The 23,204-nt window shown below is 26.6% G+C and carries 19 protein-coding genes; 3 read left to right on the forward strand and 16 right to left on the reverse strand.

Annotated features, from left to right (window positions below; translation table 11 throughout):
- Positions 1-37: 37 nt before the first annotated feature.
- Entirely contained in the window at positions 38-1,072 is a 1,035-nt protein-coding gene (locus tag NG904_RS04965; RefSeq protein WP_252230259.1) for a M42 family metallopeptidase, read from the reverse strand.
- A 38-nt stretch (positions 1,073-1,110) separates the two neighbouring features.
- Positions 1,111-2,586, reverse strand: coding sequence for a leucine-rich repeat domain-containing protein (locus NG904_RS04970; protein ID WP_252212793.1), 1,476 nt, complete (start codon positions 2,584-2,586; stop codon positions 1,111-1,113).
- Between the two features lie 339 nt (positions 2,587-2,925).
- On the opposite strand from NG904_RS04970, the gene NG904_RS04975 reads away from it, so the two are divergent.
- Positions 2,926-3,576 carry a hypothetical protein gene (locus NG904_RS04975; protein WP_252230261.1) on the forward strand — a complete coding sequence of 217 codons (651 nt, stop codon included), beginning with the start codon at positions 2,926-2,928 and terminating at the stop codon, positions 3,574-3,576.
- Positions 3,577-3,665: 89 nt separating this feature from the next.
- Here NG904_RS04975 and NG904_RS04980 read toward each other — a convergent pair whose 3' ends face one another.
- The 6 genes from NG904_RS04980 to leuA all read right to left on the reverse strand — a co-directional run bounded on the left by NG904_RS04980 (position 3,666) and on the right by leuA (position 12,972).
- On the reverse strand, positions 3,666-4,823 hold the full coding sequence (locus tag NG904_RS04980) for an iron-containing alcohol dehydrogenase (RefSeq protein WP_252212795.1): 1,158 nt from the start codon (positions 4,821-4,823) through the stop codon (positions 3,666-3,668).
- A 239-nt stretch (positions 4,824-5,062) separates the two neighbouring features.
- A complete protein-coding gene (gene dhaB2, locus NG904_RS04985) occupies positions 5,063-5,977 on the reverse strand; it encodes a glycerol dehydratase activator DhaB2 (RefSeq protein WP_252230419.1) in 915 nt (304 codons plus the stop codon).
- Between the two features lie 30 nt (positions 5,978-6,007).
- A complete protein-coding gene (gene dhaB1 / locus NG904_RS04990; protein WP_252226349.1) occupies positions 6,008-8,371 on the reverse strand; it encodes a glycyl radical glycerol dehydratase DhaB1 in 2,364 nt (787 codons plus the stop codon).
- Between the two features lie 372 nt (positions 8,372-8,743).
- Positions 8,744-9,799 carry a response regulator transcription factor gene (locus NG904_RS04995; protein ID WP_252230263.1) on the reverse strand — a complete coding sequence of 352 codons (1,056 nt, stop codon included), beginning with the start codon at positions 9,797-9,799 and terminating at the stop codon, positions 8,744-8,746.
- A 10-nt stretch (positions 9,800-9,809) separates the two neighbouring features.
- The gene (locus NG904_RS05000; protein ID WP_252212798.1) at positions 9,810-11,027 is read right to left on the reverse strand and encodes a PocR ligand-binding domain-containing protein; all 1,218 of its coding nucleotides are present in this window, start codon (positions 11,025-11,027) and stop codon (positions 9,810-9,812) included.
- Between the two features lie 271 nt (positions 11,028-11,298).
- Positions 11,299-12,972, reverse strand: coding sequence for a 2-isopropylmalate synthase (leuA, locus tag NG904_RS05005; RefSeq protein WP_252226344.1), 1,674 nt, complete (start codon positions 12,970-12,972; stop codon positions 11,299-11,301).
- A gap of 354 nt (positions 12,973-13,326) precedes the next feature.
- Here leuA and NG904_RS05010 point away from each other — a divergent pair, with 354 nt between their 5' ends.
- The gene (locus NG904_RS05010; protein WP_252230265.1) at positions 13,327-13,950 is read left to right on the forward strand and encodes an MntP/YtaF family protein; all 624 of its coding nucleotides are present in this window, start codon (positions 13,327-13,329) and stop codon (positions 13,948-13,950) included.
- 126 nt (positions 13,951-14,076) lie between these two features.
- On the opposite strand, the gene NG904_RS05015 is transcribed toward NG904_RS05010, so the two are convergent.
- The 3 genes from NG904_RS05015 to NG904_RS05025 form a co-directional block, all read right to left on the reverse strand.
- On the reverse strand, positions 14,077-14,217 hold the full coding sequence (locus NG904_RS05015; protein ID WP_252212802.1) for a hypothetical protein: 141 nt from the start codon (positions 14,215-14,217) through the stop codon (positions 14,077-14,079).
- A gap of 125 nt (positions 14,218-14,342) precedes the next feature.
- Entirely contained in the window at positions 14,343-14,921 is a 579-nt protein-coding gene (locus NG904_RS05020; protein WP_252230267.1) for a hypothetical protein, read from the reverse strand.
- Positions 14,922-15,096: 175 nt separating this feature from the next.
- Positions 15,097-15,939, reverse strand: a complete 843-nt coding sequence (locus NG904_RS05025; RefSeq protein WP_252230269.1) for a hypothetical protein — start codon at positions 15,937-15,939, stop codon at positions 15,097-15,099.
- Between the two features lie 563 nt (positions 15,940-16,502).
- On the opposite strand from NG904_RS05025, the gene NG904_RS05030 reads away from it, so the two are divergent.
- Positions 16,503-17,795, forward strand: a complete 1,293-nt coding sequence (locus NG904_RS05030) for an NCS2 family permease (RefSeq protein ID WP_252230271.1) — start codon at positions 16,503-16,505, stop codon at positions 17,793-17,795.
- Positions 17,796-18,039: 244 nt separating this feature from the next.
- Here the strand turns inward: NG904_RS05030 and NG904_RS05035 are convergent, their stop codons facing one another.
- The 5 genes from NG904_RS05035 to gntK form a co-directional block, all read right to left on the reverse strand.
- On the reverse strand, positions 18,040-18,654 hold the full coding sequence (locus NG904_RS05035; RefSeq protein WP_252230273.1) for an NUDIX hydrolase: 615 nt from the start codon (positions 18,652-18,654) through the stop codon (positions 18,040-18,042).
- An 86-nt stretch (positions 18,655-18,740) separates the two neighbouring features.
- The gene (locus tag NG904_RS05040; RefSeq protein WP_252212817.1) at positions 18,741-18,977 is read right to left on the reverse strand and encodes a hypothetical protein; all 237 of its coding nucleotides are present in this window, start codon (positions 18,975-18,977) and stop codon (positions 18,741-18,743) included.
- A gap of 161 nt (positions 18,978-19,138) precedes the next feature.
- The gene (gene gnd, locus NG904_RS05045; protein ID WP_252212818.1) at positions 19,139-20,038 is read right to left on the reverse strand and encodes a phosphogluconate dehydrogenase (NAD(+)-dependent, decarboxylating); all 900 of its coding nucleotides are present in this window, start codon (positions 20,036-20,038) and stop codon (positions 19,139-19,141) included.
- Between the two features lie 51 nt (positions 20,039-20,089).
- Positions 20,090-21,406 carry a gluconate transporter gene (gene gntT, locus NG904_RS05050; RefSeq protein WP_252230275.1) on the reverse strand — a complete coding sequence of 439 codons (1,317 nt, stop codon included), beginning with the start codon at positions 21,404-21,406 and terminating at the stop codon, positions 20,090-20,092.
- 24 nt (positions 21,407-21,430) lie between these two features.
- Positions 21,431-22,954 (reverse strand): gluconokinase, encoded by a 1,524-nt coding sequence (gntK, locus tag NG904_RS05055; protein ID WP_252230277.1) that lies wholly within the window; start codon positions 22,952-22,954, stop codon positions 21,431-21,433.
- Positions 22,955-23,204 lie beyond the last annotated feature (250 nt).

Raw genomic sequence — 23,204 nt, forward strand, 5'->3', positions numbered from 1 at the left:
TTATTTAATTTGAAACAGCTTTACACTTTAAATATAATTATTGCTTAGTTAAATATAAATATAATAATTTTATTGTGTTTTCAAGTGCATTATAATGAGTTCTTTCCATTCCATGTGATGCATGAACGCCAGGTCCTATAAGGGCTCCTCTTATATCATTTCCACCTCTAAGTGCAGCTCCGACATCTGATCCATACATTGGATAAATATCTACTGCATAATTTATGTCGTTTTCCTTAGCTAAATTAACTAGATTTGTTGTCATATTATAATCGTAGGGGCCGCCAGAATCCTTTGCACATATTGAAACATCATATTCTGTGCAATTCAAATCATCACCTATACATCCCATATCTACAGCTATCATTTCTGTTATATCCTTGGGAATATATGATGAACCATGTCCAACTTCCTCATAAACTGAAATAAATATCTTAGTTGTAAATTTAGGAGTTATCTTTTCTCTATTGAATAGTTCAAGTAATCCCATTAAACAAGATACACTACCTTTATCATCTATAAATCTTGACTTTATAAATCCACTTTCTGTTATTGTTGTTTTAGGATCAATAAATACAAAATCACCTGCACAAATTCCTAACTTTTCAACATCTTCTTTAGATTTTACTACCTCATCTATTCTTATTTCCATATTTTTAGGTTCACGTGTTTTGCTTGAGCTATCTTCAAAAACATGAGCTGCAGGACTTGTGCTTAAAAATGTACCGTTATAAAGCTTTCCTTCTCTAGTTCTTATGATGCAATATTCTCCATCTAACGTTGGAACTATTGGACCTCCAAGCAAAGTAAATTTTAATTTTCCATCACTTGTTATTGATCTAACCATTGCGCCCAAAGTATCTACATGAGCTGATAATCCTATTACTTCATTATTAGATTCACCTTTTACAGTTATTATTCCACAACCTTTTCTTGTTGTTTCAAATTCATATCCAAAACCTTTAGCAATTTCTTCAATCTTTTTCATTATGTCAAAACAAAATCCAGTTGGACTATTAAATTCTAATATTTCTTTTGCTGTTTTTAAAATATATTCTTTATTAATATTCATAAAATTCTCTCCTTTTCTACCAAAATAAAACTAAAATTTTAGTATGGATAATAATAGAAATATATTGCTCTATCAGTAGAGTATGTTGAATCATCATTATATACATTTCTTATATGGAATATTTCATTATCAAATTTATCTCTTTGATTATCTACTATATAAGCATATTGATTATCTCTCCATCCCATAAATAAATACACATGAGTATGACCATTAGTATATAAAATATCCCCTGGTTTTAATTGTGTGAAATCACTTGATGCTATAAATCCTTTTTCTTTTAATAATCCTTCTAATTCGTAAGTATTACAAGTTTGCTCTGGTAACCAAACACCACTTCTTCTTAAAACTTCTGATAAGAAATATACGCAATTATTGCTTGTCTCTCCTCCATGAAGTTCTACAGCTTTATTATGAACGCTTAATTGATTACTAGGATTTGTCATATACTTAAATGCATTAAGTTGAACATTAGAATGAGAATAATTACTAGATGTATTTACAGTTTCTCCATTAGGCTGAACATATGTATTATCATCAATCCATGTATTTTTAATTAGTGCTCCATTAGAATAAAATCTATATTTTTTACCATCTATAGTAATTTCTTTTCCAGATACCATAATACCATTTTGATCTAAATAATACCTATTATTGCCTTCATCTAACCAACCGCTAAGCATTATCCCGCTACTATCAAAATAATAATATTGATTATCTATTTTTGTCCAAGCAGTAGCCATTTCTCCGTTAGAATTTAAATAATATTTTTTTGAATTCACTTCTATAAATCCTGTTAACATTTCACCATTTTCATTAAAGTAATACTTCTTGCCATTAATTACTTTCCATGTGTTTTTTATTAACTCTCCAGAAGTGTCATAATAAAACCACTTCTCTGATTCTTTTTGCCAACCAATTTTTAATGTACCATCTTCATTAAAGTTATATGTTTTACCATTAACTTTTATAGTTTCTTTAACTCTATCACCGTGTCTGTCTAAGTATGTCCACTTTCCCTTTAAAAAATGCAATCCTTCTTTTAATCTTACTTCATTGCTTTCAACATCAACATATTGATATTCACCTTTAATTATCTTTTCTTCAAATTTTTCTGGTAATTCTCTAAACTTATTGTCACCTAAATCTATATATGTTAATTTAGTTAATTCTGTTATATTATCAGGAATTTTAGTCAATTTACAATAGTTTAAATTTAAATACTCTAAGTTTTTCATTAAACCTATTGTTTCTGGTAATTCCCCTTCTAATCTTTTGTAATGCAAATCCAATTTCTTAATCTTTAAAAAATCTTCTTTTGTAAGTTCATTAAATTTCTTATTAAGCTCATCTGCCACTTCCATATTAAGCCAATTTCTTTCAGGCTCAAATTTCTCTTCTTCAGAAATTTCTATTTTAGTATTTGCATTGTTATCATATGCAAATGCTTGTACACTTCCACTACATATCGTCATTAATACTGCAGTTCCTATTACAATTAATTTCTTTTTCATTTACGTTTCCCCCTTAATCATCCTTGTAAATTGTACCATTTAATAATACAACAAACAAACTCTAAAAAGGGACTATATTATTAAAAATTGTAAAAATTAATAGAAATTTAATTATTATTCTATATTTTTATTTTTTCTTCTAAATAAGGTAAACTATTTATTATGATATTATAAATTATAGTGATTACAAACTTGTTATTACTATAATTTATATTTTAATTTCTTGTTTACATCTAAAAACGATTTTCTGTTAAAGTTTACTTTTTAAATTTCTATTTAAATTTACAAATACTACTTTAAAACATATAATTAAAATATTTACTAAGGGAGGTTAAACTTATGGCAAAAACAAAAAAGACTAGTATATTTTTAAGTATAATACTAGTAATTCTTTTAACTTTAAGTGCTACTTATTACATTGGCTTTTACCCTAAAACTGAAGTCATAGATATTAATACTTCATCTAATTTTAATGATTTAAATCTGCTAGATAAACTATCAAGGAATGATTTAAATTTATCTTCTAAGGAAATATCCCTTGAGACTTCTTTAACACTTTCTGAAGAAGACTTAAGTTCTATGTTTATTGGTTTAATTAAAAAAAGTAATAATAAACTCTCAAATTTAATAACTGGATTAAAAGTAAATATAAATGAAAACAATCTTAATCTTATCTTTCATTTAAAATACAATGGAATTCCTTTAGAGGGCCATTTAGTATTTACTGCTTCTGCTGAAAATGGCAAATGTATTCTTCATTATGATAGTGGTAATGTTGGTTTCATTAACATTAATAAAGATTTGATTTTTTCTAAATTAAAATCAAATGAATTTGTAGAATTTGATAAAAATACTGGTGACATTACTCTTTCTATAAGCAGTATTAATAATATCAAGGTTAAAGATATAAAAATACAAGATAATAACATAATCATTACAATAAAGGGACTCCTTACTTTAGATGATTTAAAGAAGTTGAAATTAAATTAATCAAAAAAGAAGTTGATTTTTTAGTAATCAACTTCTTTTTCTAAACTTTTCTCAAAAATTTTTACTCTAAATATAAATATTCTATTTAATTAGTAAGCTGATTTGAATATATTTATTATATCTTGTTGATTTCCTTTTCTTGGATTACTGAATGCATTTCCGTCTTGTAATGCTAATTCTGCCATGTATTCGAAATCTTCTTCTTTAATTCCTTTTTCTTTTAAGCTTGTTGGTATTCCAATATCTTTTGAAAGTCTAAACATAGCATCTATAGCTTTTTCTGCTGCTTCCATTACTGAAAGACCTGAAATATTTTCTCCCATAAATTCTGCTATATCAGCAAACTTCTTAGGATTTGATATCATGTTATAACGTTCAACGTGAGGTAATAGCATAGCATTAGCAACACCATGTGGCATATCATATAATCCACCTAATTGATGAGCCATAGCATGTACATATCCTAAATTAGCATTGTTAAACGCCATTCCTGCAAGTAATGATCCATAAGCCATATTTTCTCTTGCTTCAAGGTTTTCACCTAAAGCTACTGCTTGTCTTAAGTTTTGTGATATTAACTTAATAGCTTGTATTGCAGATGCATCAGTTACTGGATTTGCATCTTTTGATACATAAGCTTCGATAGCATGAGTTAATGCATCCATTCCTGTAGCTGCTGTTAATCCTGCTGGTTTTTTAACCATAAGCATTGGATCATTTATAGAAACTAAAGGTAAATTTCTCCAACTAACTATAACAAATTTTATTTTCTTCTTTGTATTAGTTAAAACACAATGACGAGTTACTTCACTAGCAGTTCCTGCTGTAGTATTTACTGCTACAATTGGAGGTAATGGATTAGAAAGTGTTTCTATTCCAGCATAGTCATAAAGATCTCCTTCATGTGTTGCTGCAATACCTATTCCTTTACCACAATCATGAGCACTTCCGCCACCTACTGTTACAATCATATCACAATTTTCTTTTTGGAATATTTCTAATCCAGCTAAAACATTAACATCTTTTGGATTAGGTTCAACACCATCATAATAAACAGCTTCTATTCCTGCTTCTGTTAAATATTTAACTGTTAATTCAACAGCGCCGCCTTCCATATCTCTTAAAAATCTATCTGTAACTATTAAAGCTTTCTTTCCGCCTAATATTTTACATCTTTCACCTACTACTGATACTGAGTTTGCTCCCATAAAGTTTACACTTGGTACTAAGTAATCATACATTCTCATTATGTTTCACTCTCCATTAATATATTCTTTTATTAATCAAAATTAATTTTATTAACTTTTATTTAACATTAATTTTTCTTCATTTTAATACTATCAAAATATCCTTTTAATATTAATAAATTTTATTGTTGTATGTTAGTAATCTGTTGTTTAATTATAACCTTCTATTTTTCTATATAGTAATATATTGTTTTTTTAATAGAATTCTTTTGTTTACATTAAAATTTCTTATGTAAAAATTACTGAGCTCCTATTGTACAACATATACCCATGCTTTCAATTAGAGACTTTAACTTTTCCATTTTTTCGTCACTAGGAGTTTTTAGTTCGCTAAGAAGATATTCTTTTCCTATAGCTTCATACTTACTTTCTCCATAGTTATGATATGGAAGAAGATCTATTCTCTTTAATTTTTTTAATGTTTTTGAAAATTCCGCTATTTCCTTAATACTTTCTAAGTCTGCATTAAATCCTTCAATAACTGGAACTCTAATTATTATTTCCTTGGCTATTTCATCACTTAATTTAATATTATTTAAAATAATCTCATTATCTACACCTGTGAATTTTTTATGTATTTCACTATTCATGCTCTTTATATCAATCATAGCTAAATCTATATATGGGATAACTTTTTTAACTGCTTCGCTATTTACATACATTGCAGTTTCAATAGCTGTATGCCATCCATATGATTTACATTTTTTTAATAACTCTACTGCAAAATCTGGTTGAAGTAATACTTCTCCTCCAGATAATGTTATTCCGCCATTTGATCTTCTATAATGAACACTATCTTTTTTTAATTCATTAATAATCTCTTCAGTACTACATTCTTTTCCTTCAAGAATAAGTGCTCCATTTAAGCAATTATCAACGCACTTTTCACATTGTGTGCATTTATCTTCATTTACTCTATACGATGAATCCATATCAATAGCTAAACTTTCACATTGTGATTCACATCTTCCACATTTAGTACATAAATTTTTATTAAACATTATTTGAGGAGCAATATCTTGTGATTCTGGATTGCTGCACCATAAGCATGACATTGGACACCCTTTAAAAAACACTATTGTTCTTATTCCTGGTCCATCATGTAATGAAAATTTCTGTATATTGAATATAACTCCTTTTATGTCTGTACTCATCACTTTCATATCCTCCTCTAAAAATTTTTTTTACATAACATGTTCTGTTCTTGCAATAATATCATTTTGTATAGACTCATCTAAAGATATAAATTGTGCACTATATCCTGCAACTCTAACAATTAAATCTTGATAGTTTTCTGGATTTTTTTGTGCTGCAAGTAATATATCTTTATCTATTACATTAAATTGAACGTGGAATCCTTTTTGATCAAAGTAACTTCTTATCAATGCTGTTAAATTCATTAATCCATTATCACCTTTTAATGCTGATGGATGGAATTTTTGATTAAATAATGTTCCATTTGATGCTATAAAATGATCTAATTTAGCAACTGAATTACAAGCTGCAGTAGGTCCTGAAGTATCGCATCCTCTTGATGGAGAAACTCCATCTGCTAATGGCTGTCCACAGCTTCTACCATCTGGAGTAGCCCCTGTTAAACTTCCAAAGAATACATTTATAGATGATGGATATAATCCTGGTTGGAATTTACCACCTCTTGGATTTGTATATTTATTAACTTCTCTGCTATATACTAATGCGCCTTCTCTAGCTAAATCATCAACTTCATCAATATCATTTCCAAATTTAGGAGCTTTCTTAAGTAATGCTTGTATATGTTCTGAATCCTTAAAGTTTTCAGCTAAAACTTTCTTTAATTCTGAAGGAGTTATTTTGTTTTCATCGAAAACAAGTTTTTTAACTGCAACTAGTGCATCTCCAATATTAGCTACTCCAACACCTTGTGGTCCACTAAAGTTATATTCTGCTCCTCCATCTTGAAGACTCTTTCCTCTTCCAATGCAATCATCAACCATTGAAGATAAGAAAGGTAATGGTGCTCTCTCTGCATGTGCAATATCTATACAGTTATCTGCAGTACACATATGTCTTACAAAGTATTCCATTTGATTTTGGTAAGCAGTCATGAATTCTTCGAAAGAAGTCATTTCTTCAAAACTTTGAGTTTTAGGTCCTATTTGTTTACCATGGTCCATTCCTGAATTTATAGTTAATTCTACTATTCTAGCAAGATTAAAGAATGCTGAATCATGCCATCCTTCTGTCTTTCCTGGCTTTTGTGGTTCAACACAACCAATAATTCCATAATCTCTTGCATCTTCTAATGTAAGCCCTCTAGCAACTAATGATGGAATAATAACTTCATCATTGTAGTATGCAGGAAGTCCTAATCCTTCTCTAGTTAATTCTGCTGCTCTAAGCATGAATTCGTCTGGAGTTTTGTTCCATATTCTTACTGATAAAGATGGTTGAGGTAATTTAACATGTACTGATGCTTCTAGACACATATAAGATATTTCATTTGTTGCATCTTTTCCTTCTGGAGTTTGTCCTCCTGCAATTAAGTTTTGATACATTGGATATCCACCAAAGTGCTTAGTTGAAATTTCATCTCTTACTTTGTTAATATCATTTAATTTTATCCATATACAATCTATTAATTCTTGAGCAAATTCTTTTGTTATATTTTTATCATTTGCATAATATGGATACATGTATTGGTCAAATCTAGCTGGTGAAATAGAATGTCCATTAGATTCTGTGTTTATTATTGCATGAACAAACCAAAATGATTGACACGCTTCGTAGAAAGATGTTGCTGGCTCTGCTGGAACCTTTGTACAAATTTCTGCGATTTTTTCAAGTTCAGATTTTCTTCTTGCATCATTTGTATTTTTTGCAAGTTCTTTAGCTTCTTCAGCATATCTATTTGCATATGTTATTGCTGATTCACAAGAAACAATAACACTATTTAAGAACTTCTCTGTCTTTATAAAGTTTGGATCTATACTTCTGCTTTTTTCTAATTGATCCTTTGCTTCTTTTATAATTCCATTGAATCCAATTTTTAATACTTTATCATAACTTACAGCAATATGACCTACTCCATTATAGTAATAATTTCCTACTGTAAAAATATCTGCATTTACTGCATTTATTGTTTCTTCTGACATATATGAAGTTGCTAATTCACTTGTTGTCTTTCCATCCCAATATTCAAATACAGATTGTAATTTTTCTTTACTTTCTTCTGAAATTTGGAACGCATCCCCATTTCTTTTATCAATTCTATCTAATTCATCTTTTAACCACTTATTTGAAAATTCAGGGAATACTTGAGAAGATCTTGGCTCTTTAGTTAAACTACCTACTATAAGTTCCTCTTCTCTAATTGTCACAGGAATATTTTTTAATATATTATTTAAAGCTAATGCCCTTCTTAATACTGCGGGTTCACCTTCTGTTGCCTTAAAAGATTCTGTTATTAATATCGCTCTTTCACACTCAACACATGGTTTCGCATTTAATATTTGAGCTTTTAAAATATTTATTCTTTCTGTTTGAGTACTAAATCCCTTACTTATCATTTTAAATTCCTCCAATCAAATTCTCTTTTTCTTGATTTAATCTTATCATTTGATTGATAAATTTTTAACAAATTTTATTGCTTACTATTTGTACTTTTTTGTTATTTCTATCTTTCTTTTTTCTTAAACAGTATTTTTTTGTCTTATAATAACGTTTTTATGCATTATTACGTTTTTTAAACTCTTAATTTTTAAATTTACACTAATTTTCTATTATTACATAGTGATAAATTACACACACATTGACTAAATATTTCTATTATTATTTACTATCTATACTATAATCACTAAAAATAATATCTCTTCAAGTCCTCTCTTTTAAAGCATGACAAAAATATAAAGATATCTAAGGATGNNCATCCTTAGATATCTTTATAAATTATTTTTATTATTATTTCTATATGCTGAAGGGGTTATGCCAACTACCCGTTTAAAAACTTTAGAAAAATATCCCGATTCATCATGACCTAAAGTTACAGCTATATTTATTATAGACATATCTGTATTTTCTAGTAATTCCTTAGATTTTTCTATTTTATATAAGTTTATATAATCAATAAACTTCATACCTATATCTTTTTTAAATAGTTTACTAAAATAAAATATACTCAAGTTACAAGAATTAGCCGCACTTTCTAGAGTTATTTTTTCAGTATAATTTTCACTTATATAAGTTAATACTGGATTTAAAACTTTACTTATATCCTTGTTTCCAATTAACTTTTCTCTAATTATATCATCAGAATTATCTTTACATATAAACTCCAAACATTCATTCATAACAGCATTTATTTTCGTTATATTATGAATCTCTTCTATCTTATCGTTATATAAATTAATATTTGAATTCACTTTATTCTTATTCCTAATCTTAATGAAGATATTAATCATTTTATTCAATAAAATTCTACACTTATCTTTATATAGCTTAATATCACCATTACTTAAAAGTTTATATCCATACAATAAATTATCAAGTAACTCCACAGTATCTTTTTCTTCATTAGAAATTATTTTATCTAAAAGTAGCAACTCTTTTCCTATTAATTTATTCTCATTTGTTTTTAAATTCATAATATGTTTATTTAATACTTTAGCTAATTTTTCTGAACTTATTGGTTTTAATATGTAATCATCAATATCAGAATTTATTTTTTTATTATTTAAATTATAATACTCCATTAGCAATATTATAATTTTTTCTTTATCTCTTTCTTTTATAAATTTTGAAGCTTCAATACCATTTATTCCTGGCATATCATTATCTATAATTATTACATCTGGTTTAAGTTCTTTATCAAGTTCTATTGCTTTTTTACCATTATTTGCAGTTCCTACGATGTTTATTTTAATATTAATTTTATTTATTAATTTTTTAAGTGCTTCTAATTCTATACACTCATCATCTACTAAAATAACATTACACATATATAACTACCTACCTTTCATCAATTGGTAAGCTTATTGTAACTTTAGTTCCTATCCCTAAATCACTCTCTATATCTATACAATAATCATACTTATAGAAATTTTTTATTCGTTGTTTTGCAACTGATATTCCACTTAATGAATAACTTGTGTTTTTTTCTCCTAAATTTATAACTTTTAATTTTTCTTTTGATATCCCTACTCCATCATCTACTATTGAAATTATTATAGATTCCTCTTCTTCCAATACAGATATATTTATACTTCCTCCATTTTCTTTATGCTTTATCCCGTGTGTTACAACGTTTTCAACAAAAGGATAAATGCTCATAAATGGAAGTTTGAAATCCTCTTCAATACTTAAATTAATATCAAAATTTAATCTATTACCAAATCTAATCTTCTGTAAATTTAAGTACTCTAAACAATATTCTAATTCTTCTTTTAATGTAACTATTTTATTTGATTTATAAAAAGTATTTCTTATAAATTCAGTAAATTTATATGTAAGATTACTTGTCTTTTCTGCATCTTCTATTAATGATAATGAATATATATTATTCATTATATCAAATACAAAATTAGGATTTATTTGAGATGTTAATGATTTTAATCTAAACTTCTCTAACTCATTTTGTAATTTTAATTGATTAATTTCTGATTTTACAATCTTGTTATTGCTTTCATTTAATTTTTTTGTAGTTAATTTATGTATTCCTTCTTCAACTAAATAATTTGATAAATGCAACATCATTTGAGAAATGTGTTTAATCTTCTCTAATGAAATAGTTGTAAGATTATTATATGCACATATAAGTTCCTCACTTTCTCCCAAATCAAAATTAACATTTGCAACAGCTTCTAAGTCTTTTTCTTCCTCTTTATTTATCAAGACTTGTCCTGCCATTATAGCTCCTAAATACTGACCTTTAACTATAATAGGTACTGCAAAGTCTACTATTCCTTTATGACAAATATATATGTATGGCTTTCCTGTCCTTGTAGCTTCAATTCCACCTCTTGAATCACATCTTTCACATAGTTCTACTTGCTTTTTATCTTTACGTATAATATTGCAAAATTCCGAACAGCAACTATGTGTTGTAATAGGTTTACCTTTATAATCAGTAGTTATAATAGCAATTCCTGTAGCTTTTGCAATGTCATCCTGAATATTTTGGAAAGCTTCAACATTTATAATATCTTTAAGATCGATAATGCTATTCATTTTTCACCACCATAATTATTATTTATTTTAAATAACACATCCTAAAATATGTATATTTAAATAATAACATGAAATTATAAAAAAATATAGTAAATCATTTTATAATTCGACTTAATATCTCAATATGCGTTTTAAAGTTCTAATTCAGATTTCTTAATCATTTACATTTATATTCAATATTAAATTTTATCATAAATAAACCTGAAAGATTCCATTTGATATTCTTTCAGGTTTATTAAAAGTTATTTTATTATAAAATAATATTCTACTATTATTTTTTTGAATATAGTCTATTTATAGCACTAAATATTGCTTTAATTGAAGCTCTTGTGATATTGCTATCTACACCAACGCCAAAAGTCTTTTTATCTATATCGATTCTTTCCATATAAACATATGACGCAGCTTTTGCTTCAGATCCTGTACTTAAAGCATGTTCTGTATAATCTATAATCTTTGTATCTATTAAATTACTTGAAACCAATGCTTTTTTTAATGAATCTATAGGTCCATTTCCTAAGCCTTCAAGTTCTAAATTCGTACCTTTATGTTTTAATAAAACCTTAACTTTAGTATCAGCTTTAGAATCTCCATTATTTATATCTGTGATTGTATAATTAATCAATTTAAATGGTTCATCAATATCTAAGTATTCTTTTTCAAATTGCTTCATTATTTCATCTGGAGAAATTTCTCCTATCTTTTCAGACAACTTCTGTATAACACATGCAAATTCTTTATGCATTGTCTTTGGAAGTTTAAATCCAAAACAATGGTCCATAATAAATGCAACTCCACCTTTACCAGATTGACTATTTATTCTAACTAATGCTTCGTATTCTCTTCCTAAGTCACCTGGATCAATTGGTAAATACGGTACTTCCCATATGCCATTGTTTCTTTCTTGATACTTTTTCATCCCCTTATTTATAGCATCTTGATGTGAACCTGAGAATGCTGTAAATACTAGTTTTCCTGCATATGGATGTCTTACATGTATTGGTATTTTTACACATCTTTCATAGATATCAATTATATCATTAACATTCTCTAAATTTAAGTTAGGGTTTATCCCATGAGAAAACATATTATATGCAATATTTAAAATATCAACATTTCCTGTTCTTTCACCATTTCCAAATAAAGTTCCTTCCACTCTATCAGCTCCTGCTAAAAGTGCTAATTCTGCATCTGCAACGCCTGTACCCCTATCATTATGAGGGTGTACGCTTAAGATTATTCTATCTCTATCTTTAAAATTTCTGCACATCCACTCTATTTGATCTGCATATATATTAGGAGTGTCCATTTGCACAGTGGATGGAAGATTTATAATTATCTTATTATCCTCACTTGCTTCCCATACATCAGCAACAGCATCACATATTTCTAATGCATAATCAACTTCAGTTCCTGTAAAACTTTCTGGTGAATACTCTAAAAATATCTCTCCATCAAAGTCTTTTTTATATTCTTTTACTAATTTGGTTCCTTCTATAGCTATTTGTTTAATTTCCTCTTTACTCATATTAAATACTACATCTCTTTGAAGTACTGATGTAGAATTATATATGTGAACAACAGCCTTTTTCAAACCTTTTATTGCTTCAAAAGTTTTTCTTATTAAATGTGGCCTAGCTTGTGTTAAAACTTGTAATATCACATCATCTGGAACATGTTTTTCATCAACTAATCTTCGTAAAAAGTCATATTCTATTTGCGATGCTGATGGAAATCCAACTTCTATCTCTTTAAATCCTAATTTTACAAGAAGTTTAAACATCTCTATTTTTTCATCTACTGTCATTGGATTTATAAGAGCTTGGTTGCCATCTCTTAAATCAACACTACACCAAATAGGTGCCTTTTCAATTAGGTTATTTGGCCATTGTCTTTCTTTTAATTTAACTGTTTCAAATCTTCTATATTTTTTATAATTTAACATTAAATCATCTCCCCAAATAAAATAAGTTTTTAAGATTACTACTTATCGCTACTTTCTAATGAGAAACAGTCCCTCAACAACACCATATAACTTCACAATAAAAATAATTTTTTTGTCTACTTTCTTAACCCCATCTAAAACACCTCTTTATATTATTAAAACTTAAAGTTATATTACCACTTTTTTAACTATTTGTAAAATATTTATTGTATTTCCTATGTATATCGTTAATTATTTTATTCATTTTTTATAAAATTATCAACAACCTCTTTAGTTATACTATTAGTGTTACTTTTTGTCATTTTTAAAACTTTTGAATATATTATTATTAAATCAATCTTTTTGAGGTAATCTATGAATATTTTTTCTCCTTTATTATTATCACTTTCATCACATTTAGATACTTTTAGAGTTTCAAGTTTTTGTAGCTTAAAAAAAATATCTATACAAAAAGCACAAATTTTAATTATTTCAATTATTACAACATTTGCAACATTTATTTCTATGGGTATTGGAGAATTAATTAGTAAACTTTTATTAAAAGAAATAGTAATTCCATTTGGATGCATACTTTTAATATTTATAGGGACTTACTTTTTTGTTGAACATATAAGACTAAAAAAGAAAAGTCGTAATGAAGATACATCTTACTATGTAGAAGACAACTCAAGATTTGGTTTGCTATTGAAAGAGGGAAACATGTCACCATTTGCTAATTCTAGCCATATAAGTTTTAAAGATACCTTATCATTATCTATTTTTCTTTCAAAAACAAATATATTATTAGGCTTAATTGCAGGACTTCTTAATATAAGCATAACTTTGAGTATATTTTTTAGTTTCATAATAAGTATATTAATGATTTTGATTGGAAATTTTATAACAAAATTTTCTTTTTTAAGTTGGTTAACTAAAAATTTTTATGTATTTTCAGGTATCCTTTTAATCTTTTGGGGACTTTGTGAATATTTATTATAATAAATTATAAACTTCATTTGCATAATTAAATAATTTTGCTTTAAATTCATAATAAATAAAAACTGAAGTAATGCAAATTCAATGATTACTTCAGTTTTTCTAGTTTTATTATTTAACATTTAAAAATCAGAAAAATTTATTATTAGTATTATTAGTTTCTATTTTAGTTCGATCAAGATATTCTTTATTCTCTTGATATGATTTAACTTTTGACTGAGATAGATTTCCTGTTTGTTGTATTAACTTGTCTTTTTTACTCTTAGACATAAACTCCACTTCCTTTCTTTAATATTTTTACTCAAAGAAAAGAAGTTATCCTTTGTATTTTATTACTTATATTGCAGTTTTTTAGATTTCTACCTATAACTAATGAATAAAGTCATCTATAATTATTAATTAATCTCTTCAATTCCATATTTATTATAAAATTCTATTATCTCCTCTAATAAAGTGTCCCAATTTTTATTGCTAAATAATTTTTGCTTTACTTTATTTTCTATTTTATTATCTTCAGTTTTAATTTTTATATCTTCATTCCAAGTAATTAAATTTTTAATAATTGATTTTTCAAATTCTGATAAAAACCCTTTTTCTAAAATAGCTCTCTTTATGTCTTCACTTTTTGTGTTTGATAATTCTTCCAATAATGTAAGTTCATATTTAGTTTGTTTAGTTATTAATTTATTAGTTAAATCATTACTAGATATGATCTTTTTAAATACTTTATCCTCCATAAGAATTTTATCAATAATATATTTCCTTATAGATAGTTTTTCTGATTTTTCTATAAGATTATATGTAAAAGTATTATAGTAATTAAGTAAATTATTAATATCAAATTCGTTCTTATTTAAATAACTTATTAACTCCTTATAAGAACTAATTACATCATCATTAAGTAAATCTTTAAAAATACATAATGAATTCAATATTAAATTAATTTTTTTTATTTTTTCTAATTCAAAATTCACTATTCAAACCCTTCTTTTCCAATAATTATAATTTTATAATCTATTAGAAATTATATCACTTTTTAATAATATTAATCATAATTTTCATTATTTATTTAATATTATGTTTTTTGAATATCTAAAATTTCTTTTGTATTATATAAATTAAATAGTTAAATTTCTTATTAAGTATCATTTATATCATTGAAATTATAAGTATTGATAAAGTTAAAATTCCTAGAACTATAGATGTATATTTATATACTCTATTTTCAAATTCTTTATTTCTTTTTGTAATTATTTTTCCGCTTGTTTTTATATCTTTAGAAAGTTTGAATCCTAAAATTATTTCACTAAATATAAATGCAAAAAAAGGATATAATGTAATTAATAATTGGAAAATTATTTGTGTTGCATAAAGATTAATAAATCCTAAGTATAATATTGAAATTAATATACCTATAAAATATGTAACTGATAAACTTTTTATTTTTTCATATACTCTTTCCCAACTTTGATCACTATATGTAGCTGTTTTCCTAAAGTTATATAATTTTTTATCATTATACACATGACTTAAATTTTTTTCATCTAATATACATTTTAAATCTTGCATAAAATGCTCTATATTTTCTAATACAACAGTTAATCTAATATTTTTTTCTTTACTTTTAATTTTTGTCCATCCTCCAAAATACCTTATAGATGGAAATTGTATAGCTTGTATTTCTTCATATCTAATAAAAGTTGTTCCTTTAATATTTTTATATATTATTCCTGAATCAGTAAGTTCTACACTAACCTTTTTAAATTTCCTAAACATTACAAAATAAAGTAATAAATATTCTAATCCTATTATAGTCAATATAGCTAATGCTATAATTGCAAAAATTCCAGCAAAAATTAACATATCTTCATTTATTGATTTAAGACATGATATTATGCCAGTTTCTATTAATATTGATAAAACAAACCCCATCATTAATAATAAATATTTACCTGGATTTCTTAAATGTTTTCTGTAGATATATTCATTCATATCATCATCCCCTATTTAATTAATTTTTCTTTTTTGTATATTTATTATAAAAAAACTATTTTACCCCATTTATTATCGAATAGTAAATCTATATCTTTACTTTTTAAATTTGCTAAAATATAACTATCTTGAATACCTTAAGTAATTTTTATATTAAATGCACATAATAGTTATAAAATATTATTTTAGATAAACAAATTTATAACCTCTTAATATCTTCAACATATATATTATATAATATTTAATAATTTAATTTATTAAAAACGTTTATTATCATTAATTTAATATAATATAAATTAAAATATTAAAAGTTTTATGTTTTTCCGAAAATTATACATTTTTCTAAAAATTTCACTATTATTTTCATAATTTCTTATTTTATGCAACACAGAAATAATAAATTATGAAATTATATGAAAATTTATATATTAAAATAACTTTTTAGTTTGCCAAAAAAATATTTTCAATATACATTTATATTGAATTTTTTATTATGGATGATATAATAGACTTGCACTTTTTGTGCGGGTGGGCGAGGGAGATTTTGAAAGTTGGTCGAAAGGATGAATAAATTTTTTAAATTAACTGAACACAATTCTACAATAAGGAGGGAAACTATAGCCGCACTTACATCATTTTTTGCTGCTGTATACATTATTATAGTAAACGCTAGCATACTAAGTGATTCGGGCATACCTATTGAACCATTAATTATCGCAACGGTTCTATCTTCGTTACTAGGTTGTCTTATAGTGGGGTTTGTTAGTAATGCTCCTCTAATCATTATGCCCGGTATGGGAATCAATGCACTATTTACTTACACTGTTGTAAAAACTTTAGGGCTTACGTTTTATCAAGCACTAGCATCAGTAATAGTATCAGGAATTTTATTAACAATAGTTGCACTTACTCCACTTGCTAAAAATATAACTGAAGCTATTCCAAATAATTTAAAAGAAGCCATTACAGTTGGTATTGGACTTTTTATTACACTTATTGGATTATCAAAATCAGGTCTTATAGTATCTGATTCTTCTAATTTATTAAAGCTTGGAGATATAACTAGTCCTGAAGTTATAGCATTCATAATAATTATGATTATTACATTAATATTGTTTATTAGAAATGTACCTGGTGCATTCTTGATTTCAATTATCGTAGGTACAATTATTTCTATATTTATGGGAATTGTAGATATAAGTAATCTTACGTTTTCACTTCCTAATTTCGGAGCTTATAAAGATATATTCTTTAATCCTGACTTTAGTGCTATACTAACTCCAAACTTTTGGATTTCTACATTTTCATTAACATTAGTTTTAATATTTGAAAATATAGGATTATTGCATGGTCAATTAAATGGAATGTTAAAGACTCCAGAAAAATCTGAAAAAGCTTTAACATCAATAGGATTTTCTGTTATTGCATATGGCTTTTTAGGAACTTGTCCTCCTGTTTCTACTGTTGAAGGAGCAGCGGGCATTGCAGCGGGTGGAAGAACTGGATTAACATCAATAATAACTGGATTATTATTTTTACTTTCATTGTTCTTTATACCATTTATATCAATAATTCCAAATGCAGCATTAGCTCCAATTCTTATTATCATAGGAAGTTTAATGTTCCAAAATCTAAAACAATTAAATTTTGATGATTTAACAGAGTTAATACCAGCATTTATAGTGGTAATTTTAATTCCATTAACTTATAGTATTGTAGATGGCATAGCCTTTGGATTTATTTTATATCCTATATGTAAATTATTTAGTAATAAGAAGAAATATTTATCAGTAACTATGTGTATCACATCTGCTATCTTCCTTATTTACTTCTTAATCCAAGGTTTTATTCATTAATATATAAAACAAAAATGCAGAAGTTTTTTCACTTCTGCATTTTTTTATGGTTATTTTTTAGTATAAATATTAATATACGCATAAAAAAATTGGACTAAATAATTTAACTTAGGAATACTCATTAACTATTCTCAAAATCCAATTAAAATGCCATTTTGCCTATTGCATATATCAACACTCTACTAAAATAAAACATTCTTAAAATTTTCATCCTATAATAAATACTATGTAACCTTACATTACTTTAATGTCCTTCTATAAACATTTTTTCTCCTAATTCTGCAAAACTTTGTAGAATTAAAAAACACTTCACATCTATATTATTTTTACTTTTTATAATCTCTTTTGCCTCTTCTTGAGATACAAGCATTGTTTCTATATCTTCATCTTCTTCTAGATACTCTTTTGAAAAGTCACCATCACATGTACAATAAACAAATGCTAATGCTTCATCAGTCATTCCTGGTGATATATATAGCTTATTATTTCCTTTTTCAGTTATATTTAAAAGTCTTAATCCTGTTTCTTCTTTTAATTCTCTTTTAACAGTACTTTTTATATCTTCATTGTTATCTACAAGACCTGCTACAAGTTCATAAACATAATCATTTATTGGCACTCTATATTGCTTTATTATAACTAACTTTTTTTCTTCTCTATGAAAAGCTGCTATAACTACCCCATCTATCTTGTCTTCTGTGCCATTAAAATAACGATTTTTTAATGTTTCTTCGCTTTTTCTAGATGCAACAATCCAGTCCTTTATATTTCCTAATTTATTTTGATACTGAATTTTATACATATTTAAAAATTTTGATGATGACATCTTCTCTAAATCTACTACTTTATTTTTTTTCATTTTATCTACCTCATATAATTCTTTTTTCATAAAAGTTTAAACTTTTAATAATATAATTATACTACTATATTTATATAAATATAATACTAGTCCCATTCTATTACTAATATCTTTAATTCATCTTCTTTAAGAGATATTTTATATCCATCTTCCATTAGCCATGTAGCTATTTCTTTTACCATCTTATTTTTCATTTCATCATTTTCATTTATAGCAAATACTGCTGACACCTTGTTTATTCCTGCTTGCTTTCCTTGATCTATTTTCTCTAATATTATTTTTTTATTTTCTAAAAACTTTTTATCATAATATTCTAAATCCATATCATTCTCTCCTAATTAAATTTATACCTATATAATTTTATGATGATATTTTGTAAATATTACTAATCTAAAAAATATAACAGTAATAATTTTTCTTAATTAAAAAAGAGATTCCACATAATTATTAAAAAAATCATTATGTGAAATCTCTTAATATATTTTTATTTATTCTTTTTTACTTCATGTCCACCAAATTCATTTCTTAAGGCTGCAACAACCTTACCTGTAAATGTATCTTCTTCAAGTGAACGATATCTCATCATTAATGATAATGCAATCACAGGTGCAGGTACTTGTAAATCTAATGCAGTTTCTACTGTCCACTTTCCCTCTCCTGAAGAATTCATTATTCCCTTTATACTACTTAGGTCTTTATCTTTACTAAAAGCTGATTGTGCTAATTCCATAAGCCATCCTCTTATTACTGAACCATTATTCCATAATTTAGCTACCTTTTCATAATCTACATCAAATTCACTTTTAGAAAGAATTTCAAATCCTTCTGCTATTGATTGCATCATTCCATATTCTATTCCATTGTGAACCATTTTAGTAAAATGTCCACTTCCAGGTTTTCCAACATGTAAATATCCATCTTGAATAGATAAGTCTTTAAATAACTCTTCGCAATATTTAAACACATCTTCTTCTGCTCCAATCATTGTACATGCACCATTAAGAGCACCACTAGTTCCTCCACTAGTTCCACAATCAATAAAGTCAATTCCCTTTTCTTTTAAAAACTTATATCTTCTTAGGGTATCTTTATAGTTTGAATTACCTCCATCAATTATTATATCATTAGGATTTATATATTTTATTATTTCTTCTATTGTACTATCAACTGCTTTTCCTGATGGAATCATTAACCATATGATTTTTCTTTCTGGAAGCTGTTTAACTAAATCTTCAATACTATTAACACCTTTTGCTCCCTCTTTTGAAATATTATTAACACTTTCATCACTTAAGTCATATGCCACTACTGAATGATTATGGTTTAGCAAATTTAATGCTATATTAAATCCCATCTTTCCAAGTCCAATTATTCCTACGTTCATAACTATCGCTCCTCTTATATTTAATTTACTATATTTTTTAATAATAACATTTTAAATAATAACATTTAAAATTAAAACTCCTACAAGTCCACATACTGAAATTATTGTCTCCATTACAGACCAAGACTTTAATGTTTCAGTAATTGATAAATTGAAATATTCTTTAAATATCCAAAATCCAGGGTCATTAACATGAGAAAATATTAAACTACCTGCTCCTGTTGCAATTACCATTAACTCTGGACTAACTCCAGTTGCACTTATAAGTGGTGCTACTATTCCAGCTGCTGTCATAGCTGCCACTGTAGCTGATCCTAATGCAACTCTTAGTATTGCGGCGATTAACCAAGCTAGTAAAAGTGGTGATATACTACTACCTTGCATTATACTTGCAATATATTTATCCACTCCACTATCAACAAGAACTTGCTTTAAAGCACCACCACCGCCAATGATTAATATTATCATTGCTACTGTATTAATTGATTCACTTACGGTTTGCATAACCTCTGGCATTTTTTTGCCTCTGTTTAATCCAAAAGTGAATATAGCTACAATAACTGAAATTAATAATGCAATTACTGGATCTCCAAAAAATCCTGTTATTTTAACTATTTGTGAATCACCAGAAAGAGTCATTTTACTTATAGCTTGTACTGCCATTAAAATAACTGGAATTAATGCTGTAAATACACTTATTCCAAAACTTGGCATTTCCTTTTCTGTAAATATCTTTGGATTATATAATCCTTTAGGGATAGGATGCTCCATTCCTTTTAAAAACTTTGTAAATACTGGTCCAGAAAGTATTACTGTTGGAATTCCAAGTATTGCACCATACAATAAAGTTTTACCTATATCAGCATTATAAACTCCTGCTATAGCTGTTGGTCCTGGATGCGGTGGTAAAAATTCATGAGTTACTGATAGTGCTGCAGCCATAGGTACACCTATATATAAAAGTGGTATTTCAGCTTCAGCTGCTATTGTAAATACAAGTGGTATAAGTAAAACAAAACCTATCTCATAAAATAATGCAAATCCTACAACAAACCCTGTAATAACTACTGCCCATTGTATTTTTTCTTTACCAAATTTCTTTATTAATGTTATAGCTATTCTTTGTGCTCCTCCACTATCAGCCATAAGTTTACCTAGCATAGCTCCAAATCCAATTATAAGAGCTAAACTTCCTAAAGTTCCTCCAACACCTGATTTTATAGAGCTTACTACATTAACTATTGGCATTCCTTCCATTATACCAACTGTAAGTGAAACTAAAATTAGTGATATAAAACCATTTAATTTAAATCCAATCATCAATAATAGTAATAATGCAACTCCTATAGCAACTATTAATAATGGCATATAAATCCCTCCATTTCAAAACTTTTAATCTTGTAAATTATTTATTTCTAGAAATTCATCTTTTAACTTCTCATATAATTTTCTGTAAATTTTGAAATTTTCTATGTAAACTTTATGATTTTCTATATTAGGTTCAAATACTTTTGATGTCGGAATCAAACTTTCGATTTGCTCAATATTCTTAATCATATTTAAAGCTTTCATAGCAATTATAGCTGCACCTAAGCAAGAACTCTCATAACTTTCTGCAATAACAACTTTTTTATTAAATATATCAGCTAATATTTGTACCCATAACTCTGATCTTACAAATCCACCAGTTGCATATATTGTATTTATCGGTCCAGTTGTTTCTTCTAGAGCTTTTCCAACATCATATATTCCATACATTACTCCTTCAAGCACTGCTCTTAAAAAATGTTCTCTTTTGTGCTTAATATTAACACCAAAAAATACTCCCTTGGAATTTGCATCCCAATGTGGTGCTCTTTCTCCTAGCAAATATGGTAAAAATATAAGTCCTTCTGCTCCTGCTTTAACTTTTGAAGCTTCTAAATTTAAAATATCATATGGATCTATATTTAATGATTTTGCAGCCTCAGTTTCTACTGATGAAAAATTATCCCTAAACCATCTATAAATTATTCCTCCATTATTCACTGCACCACCTAAAACATAATGTTCCTCTGTTAAAATATAACTAAATATTCTTCTAGATATATCATTTTTAGGCTTCTTAGATATTACTCTTATCGCTCCACTGGTACCTATAGTTACAGCAGCATCTCCATTCTTTATTGCATTAGCACCTAGATTGGCAAGGCATCCATCACTTCCTCCAACTATAAAATTAGTTTCTGTTGGTATTTTCATATAGTCTGCATAAATATCACTTAATCCATTAACTACATGAGTTGTTTGTACAGGTTTTGAAAATTTTTCTTCTGAAACTCCTATATATTCTAATGCTTTTTTATTCCACTTAAGATCATAAATATCAAATATACCTGTTGCTGAAGCTATAGAATAATCCACTATATATTGGTTGAATAATTTAAAGAATATATATTCTTTAATTGATATAAATTTTTCTGCATTATTGAATACATCTTTAGCATTATCTCTTAACCAACATAATTTACATAGTGGTGACATTGGATGTATTGGTGTACCTGTTCTCATGTAAATTTCTTGTCCTATGTCACTATTTTTTAATTCGTCAGAATACTTATTACTTCTTGTATCAGCCCATATTATGCAGTTAGTTAAAGCATTTCCTGCCTTATCTATTGCTATTACGCTATGCATAGCACTACTAAATGATATTCCTAACAATTTATTATTTTTGATATCGTTTTCTTGAACTACATGCTTAATCCCATTTAACACTGCTCTGAAAATTTCTTCCGGATTTTGCTCACTCCAAGATGGATATGGATTATATAAAGGATATTCTATATTACATTTTGTTAAAACATTCCCCTCCATATCAAATGCTATTGATTTAGTACTAGTTGTGCCAATATCAACTCCTATTAAGTACTTCATACCTCTTCCCCTCTTCTCAAATTATAATACATTTTAAGAAATTTTTTTTCGTATATTTGTTTTTTTCTTATTTTTTCGTTATTTATAAAGAAAATTTTCTTTAATGAAATTATAGCACCTATTATCTAGTAATACAATAAAAAATATAGATTTTTTGAAATTTTTTTTTATTTTGACATATTCGTATCTAAAAATTTATTTTTGCGAAACTTTTTTTCATTAATATATTAAAATTAAAGCTATCTCAAAA

This window comes from Clostridium sp. ZBS15, from assembly GCF_023845705.1.
Lineage (GTDB): Bacteria > Bacillota > Clostridia > Clostridiales > Clostridiaceae > Clostridium > Clostridium aquiflavi.

Excerpts from the sequence above, each read along its gene's own strand:
- NG904_RS04965 (WP_252230259.1), bottom strand. The coding sequence starts at position 1,072 with ATGAATATTAATAAAGAATATATTTTAAAAACAGCAAAAGAAATATTA.
- NG904_RS04970 (WP_252212793.1), bottom strand. The coding sequence starts at position 2,586 with ATGAAAAAGAAATTAATTGTAATAGGAACTGCAGTATTAATGACGATA.
- NG904_RS04975 (WP_252230261.1), top strand. The coding sequence starts at position 2,926 with ATGGCAAAAACAAAAAAGACTAGTATATTTTTAAGTATAATACTAGTA.
- NG904_RS04980 (WP_252212795.1), bottom strand. The coding sequence starts at position 4,823 with ATGAGAATGTATGATTACTTAGTACCAAGTGTAAACTTTATGGGAGCA.
- dhaB2 (WP_252230419.1), bottom strand. The coding sequence starts at position 5,977 with ATGAGTACAGACATAAAAGGAGTTATATTCAATATACAGAAATTTTCA.
- dhaB1 (WP_252226349.1), bottom strand. The coding sequence starts at position 8,371 with ATGATAAGTAAGGGATTTAGTACTCAAACAGAAAGAATAAATATTTTA.
- NG904_RS04995 (WP_252230263.1), bottom strand. The coding sequence starts at position 9,799 with ATGTGTAATGTTATTTTAGTAGATGATGAGTGTATAGAATTAGAAGCA.
- NG904_RS05000 (WP_252212798.1), bottom strand. The coding sequence starts at position 11,027 with ATGAATAGCATTATCGATCTTAAAGATATTATAAATGTTGAAGCTTTC.
- leuA (WP_252226344.1), bottom strand. The coding sequence starts at position 12,972 with ATGTTAAATTATAAAAAATATAGAAGATTTGAAACAGTTAAATTAAAA.
- NG904_RS05010 (WP_252230265.1), top strand. The coding sequence starts at position 13,327 with ATGAATATTTTTTCTCCTTTATTATTATCACTTTCATCACATTTAGAT.
- NG904_RS05015 (WP_252212802.1), bottom strand. The coding sequence starts at position 14,217 with ATGTCTAAGAGTAAAAAAGACAAGTTAATACAACAAACAGGAAATCTA.
- NG904_RS05025 (WP_252230269.1), bottom strand. The coding sequence starts at position 15,939 with ATGAATGAATATATCTACAGAAAACATTTAAGAAATCCAGGTAAATAT.
- NG904_RS05030 (WP_252230271.1), top strand. The coding sequence starts at position 16,503 with ATGAATAAATTTTTTAAATTAACTGAACACAATTCTACAATAAGGAGG.
- NG904_RS05035 (WP_252230273.1), bottom strand. The coding sequence starts at position 18,654 with ATGAAAAAAAATAAAGTAGTAGATTTAGAGAAGATGTCATCATCAAAA.
- NG904_RS05040 (WP_252212817.1), bottom strand. The coding sequence starts at position 18,977 with ATGGATTTAGAATATTATGATAAAAAGTTTTTAGAAAATAAAAAAATA.
- gnd (WP_252212818.1), bottom strand. The coding sequence starts at position 20,038 with ATGAACGTAGGAATAATTGGACTTGGAAAGATGGGATTTAATATAGCA.
- gntT (WP_252230275.1), bottom strand. The coding sequence starts at position 21,406 with ATGCCATTATTAATAGTTGCTATAGGAGTTGCATTATTACTATTATTG.
- gntK (WP_252230277.1), bottom strand. The coding sequence starts at position 22,954 with ATGAAGTACTTAATAGGAGTTGATATTGGCACAACTAGTACTAAATCA.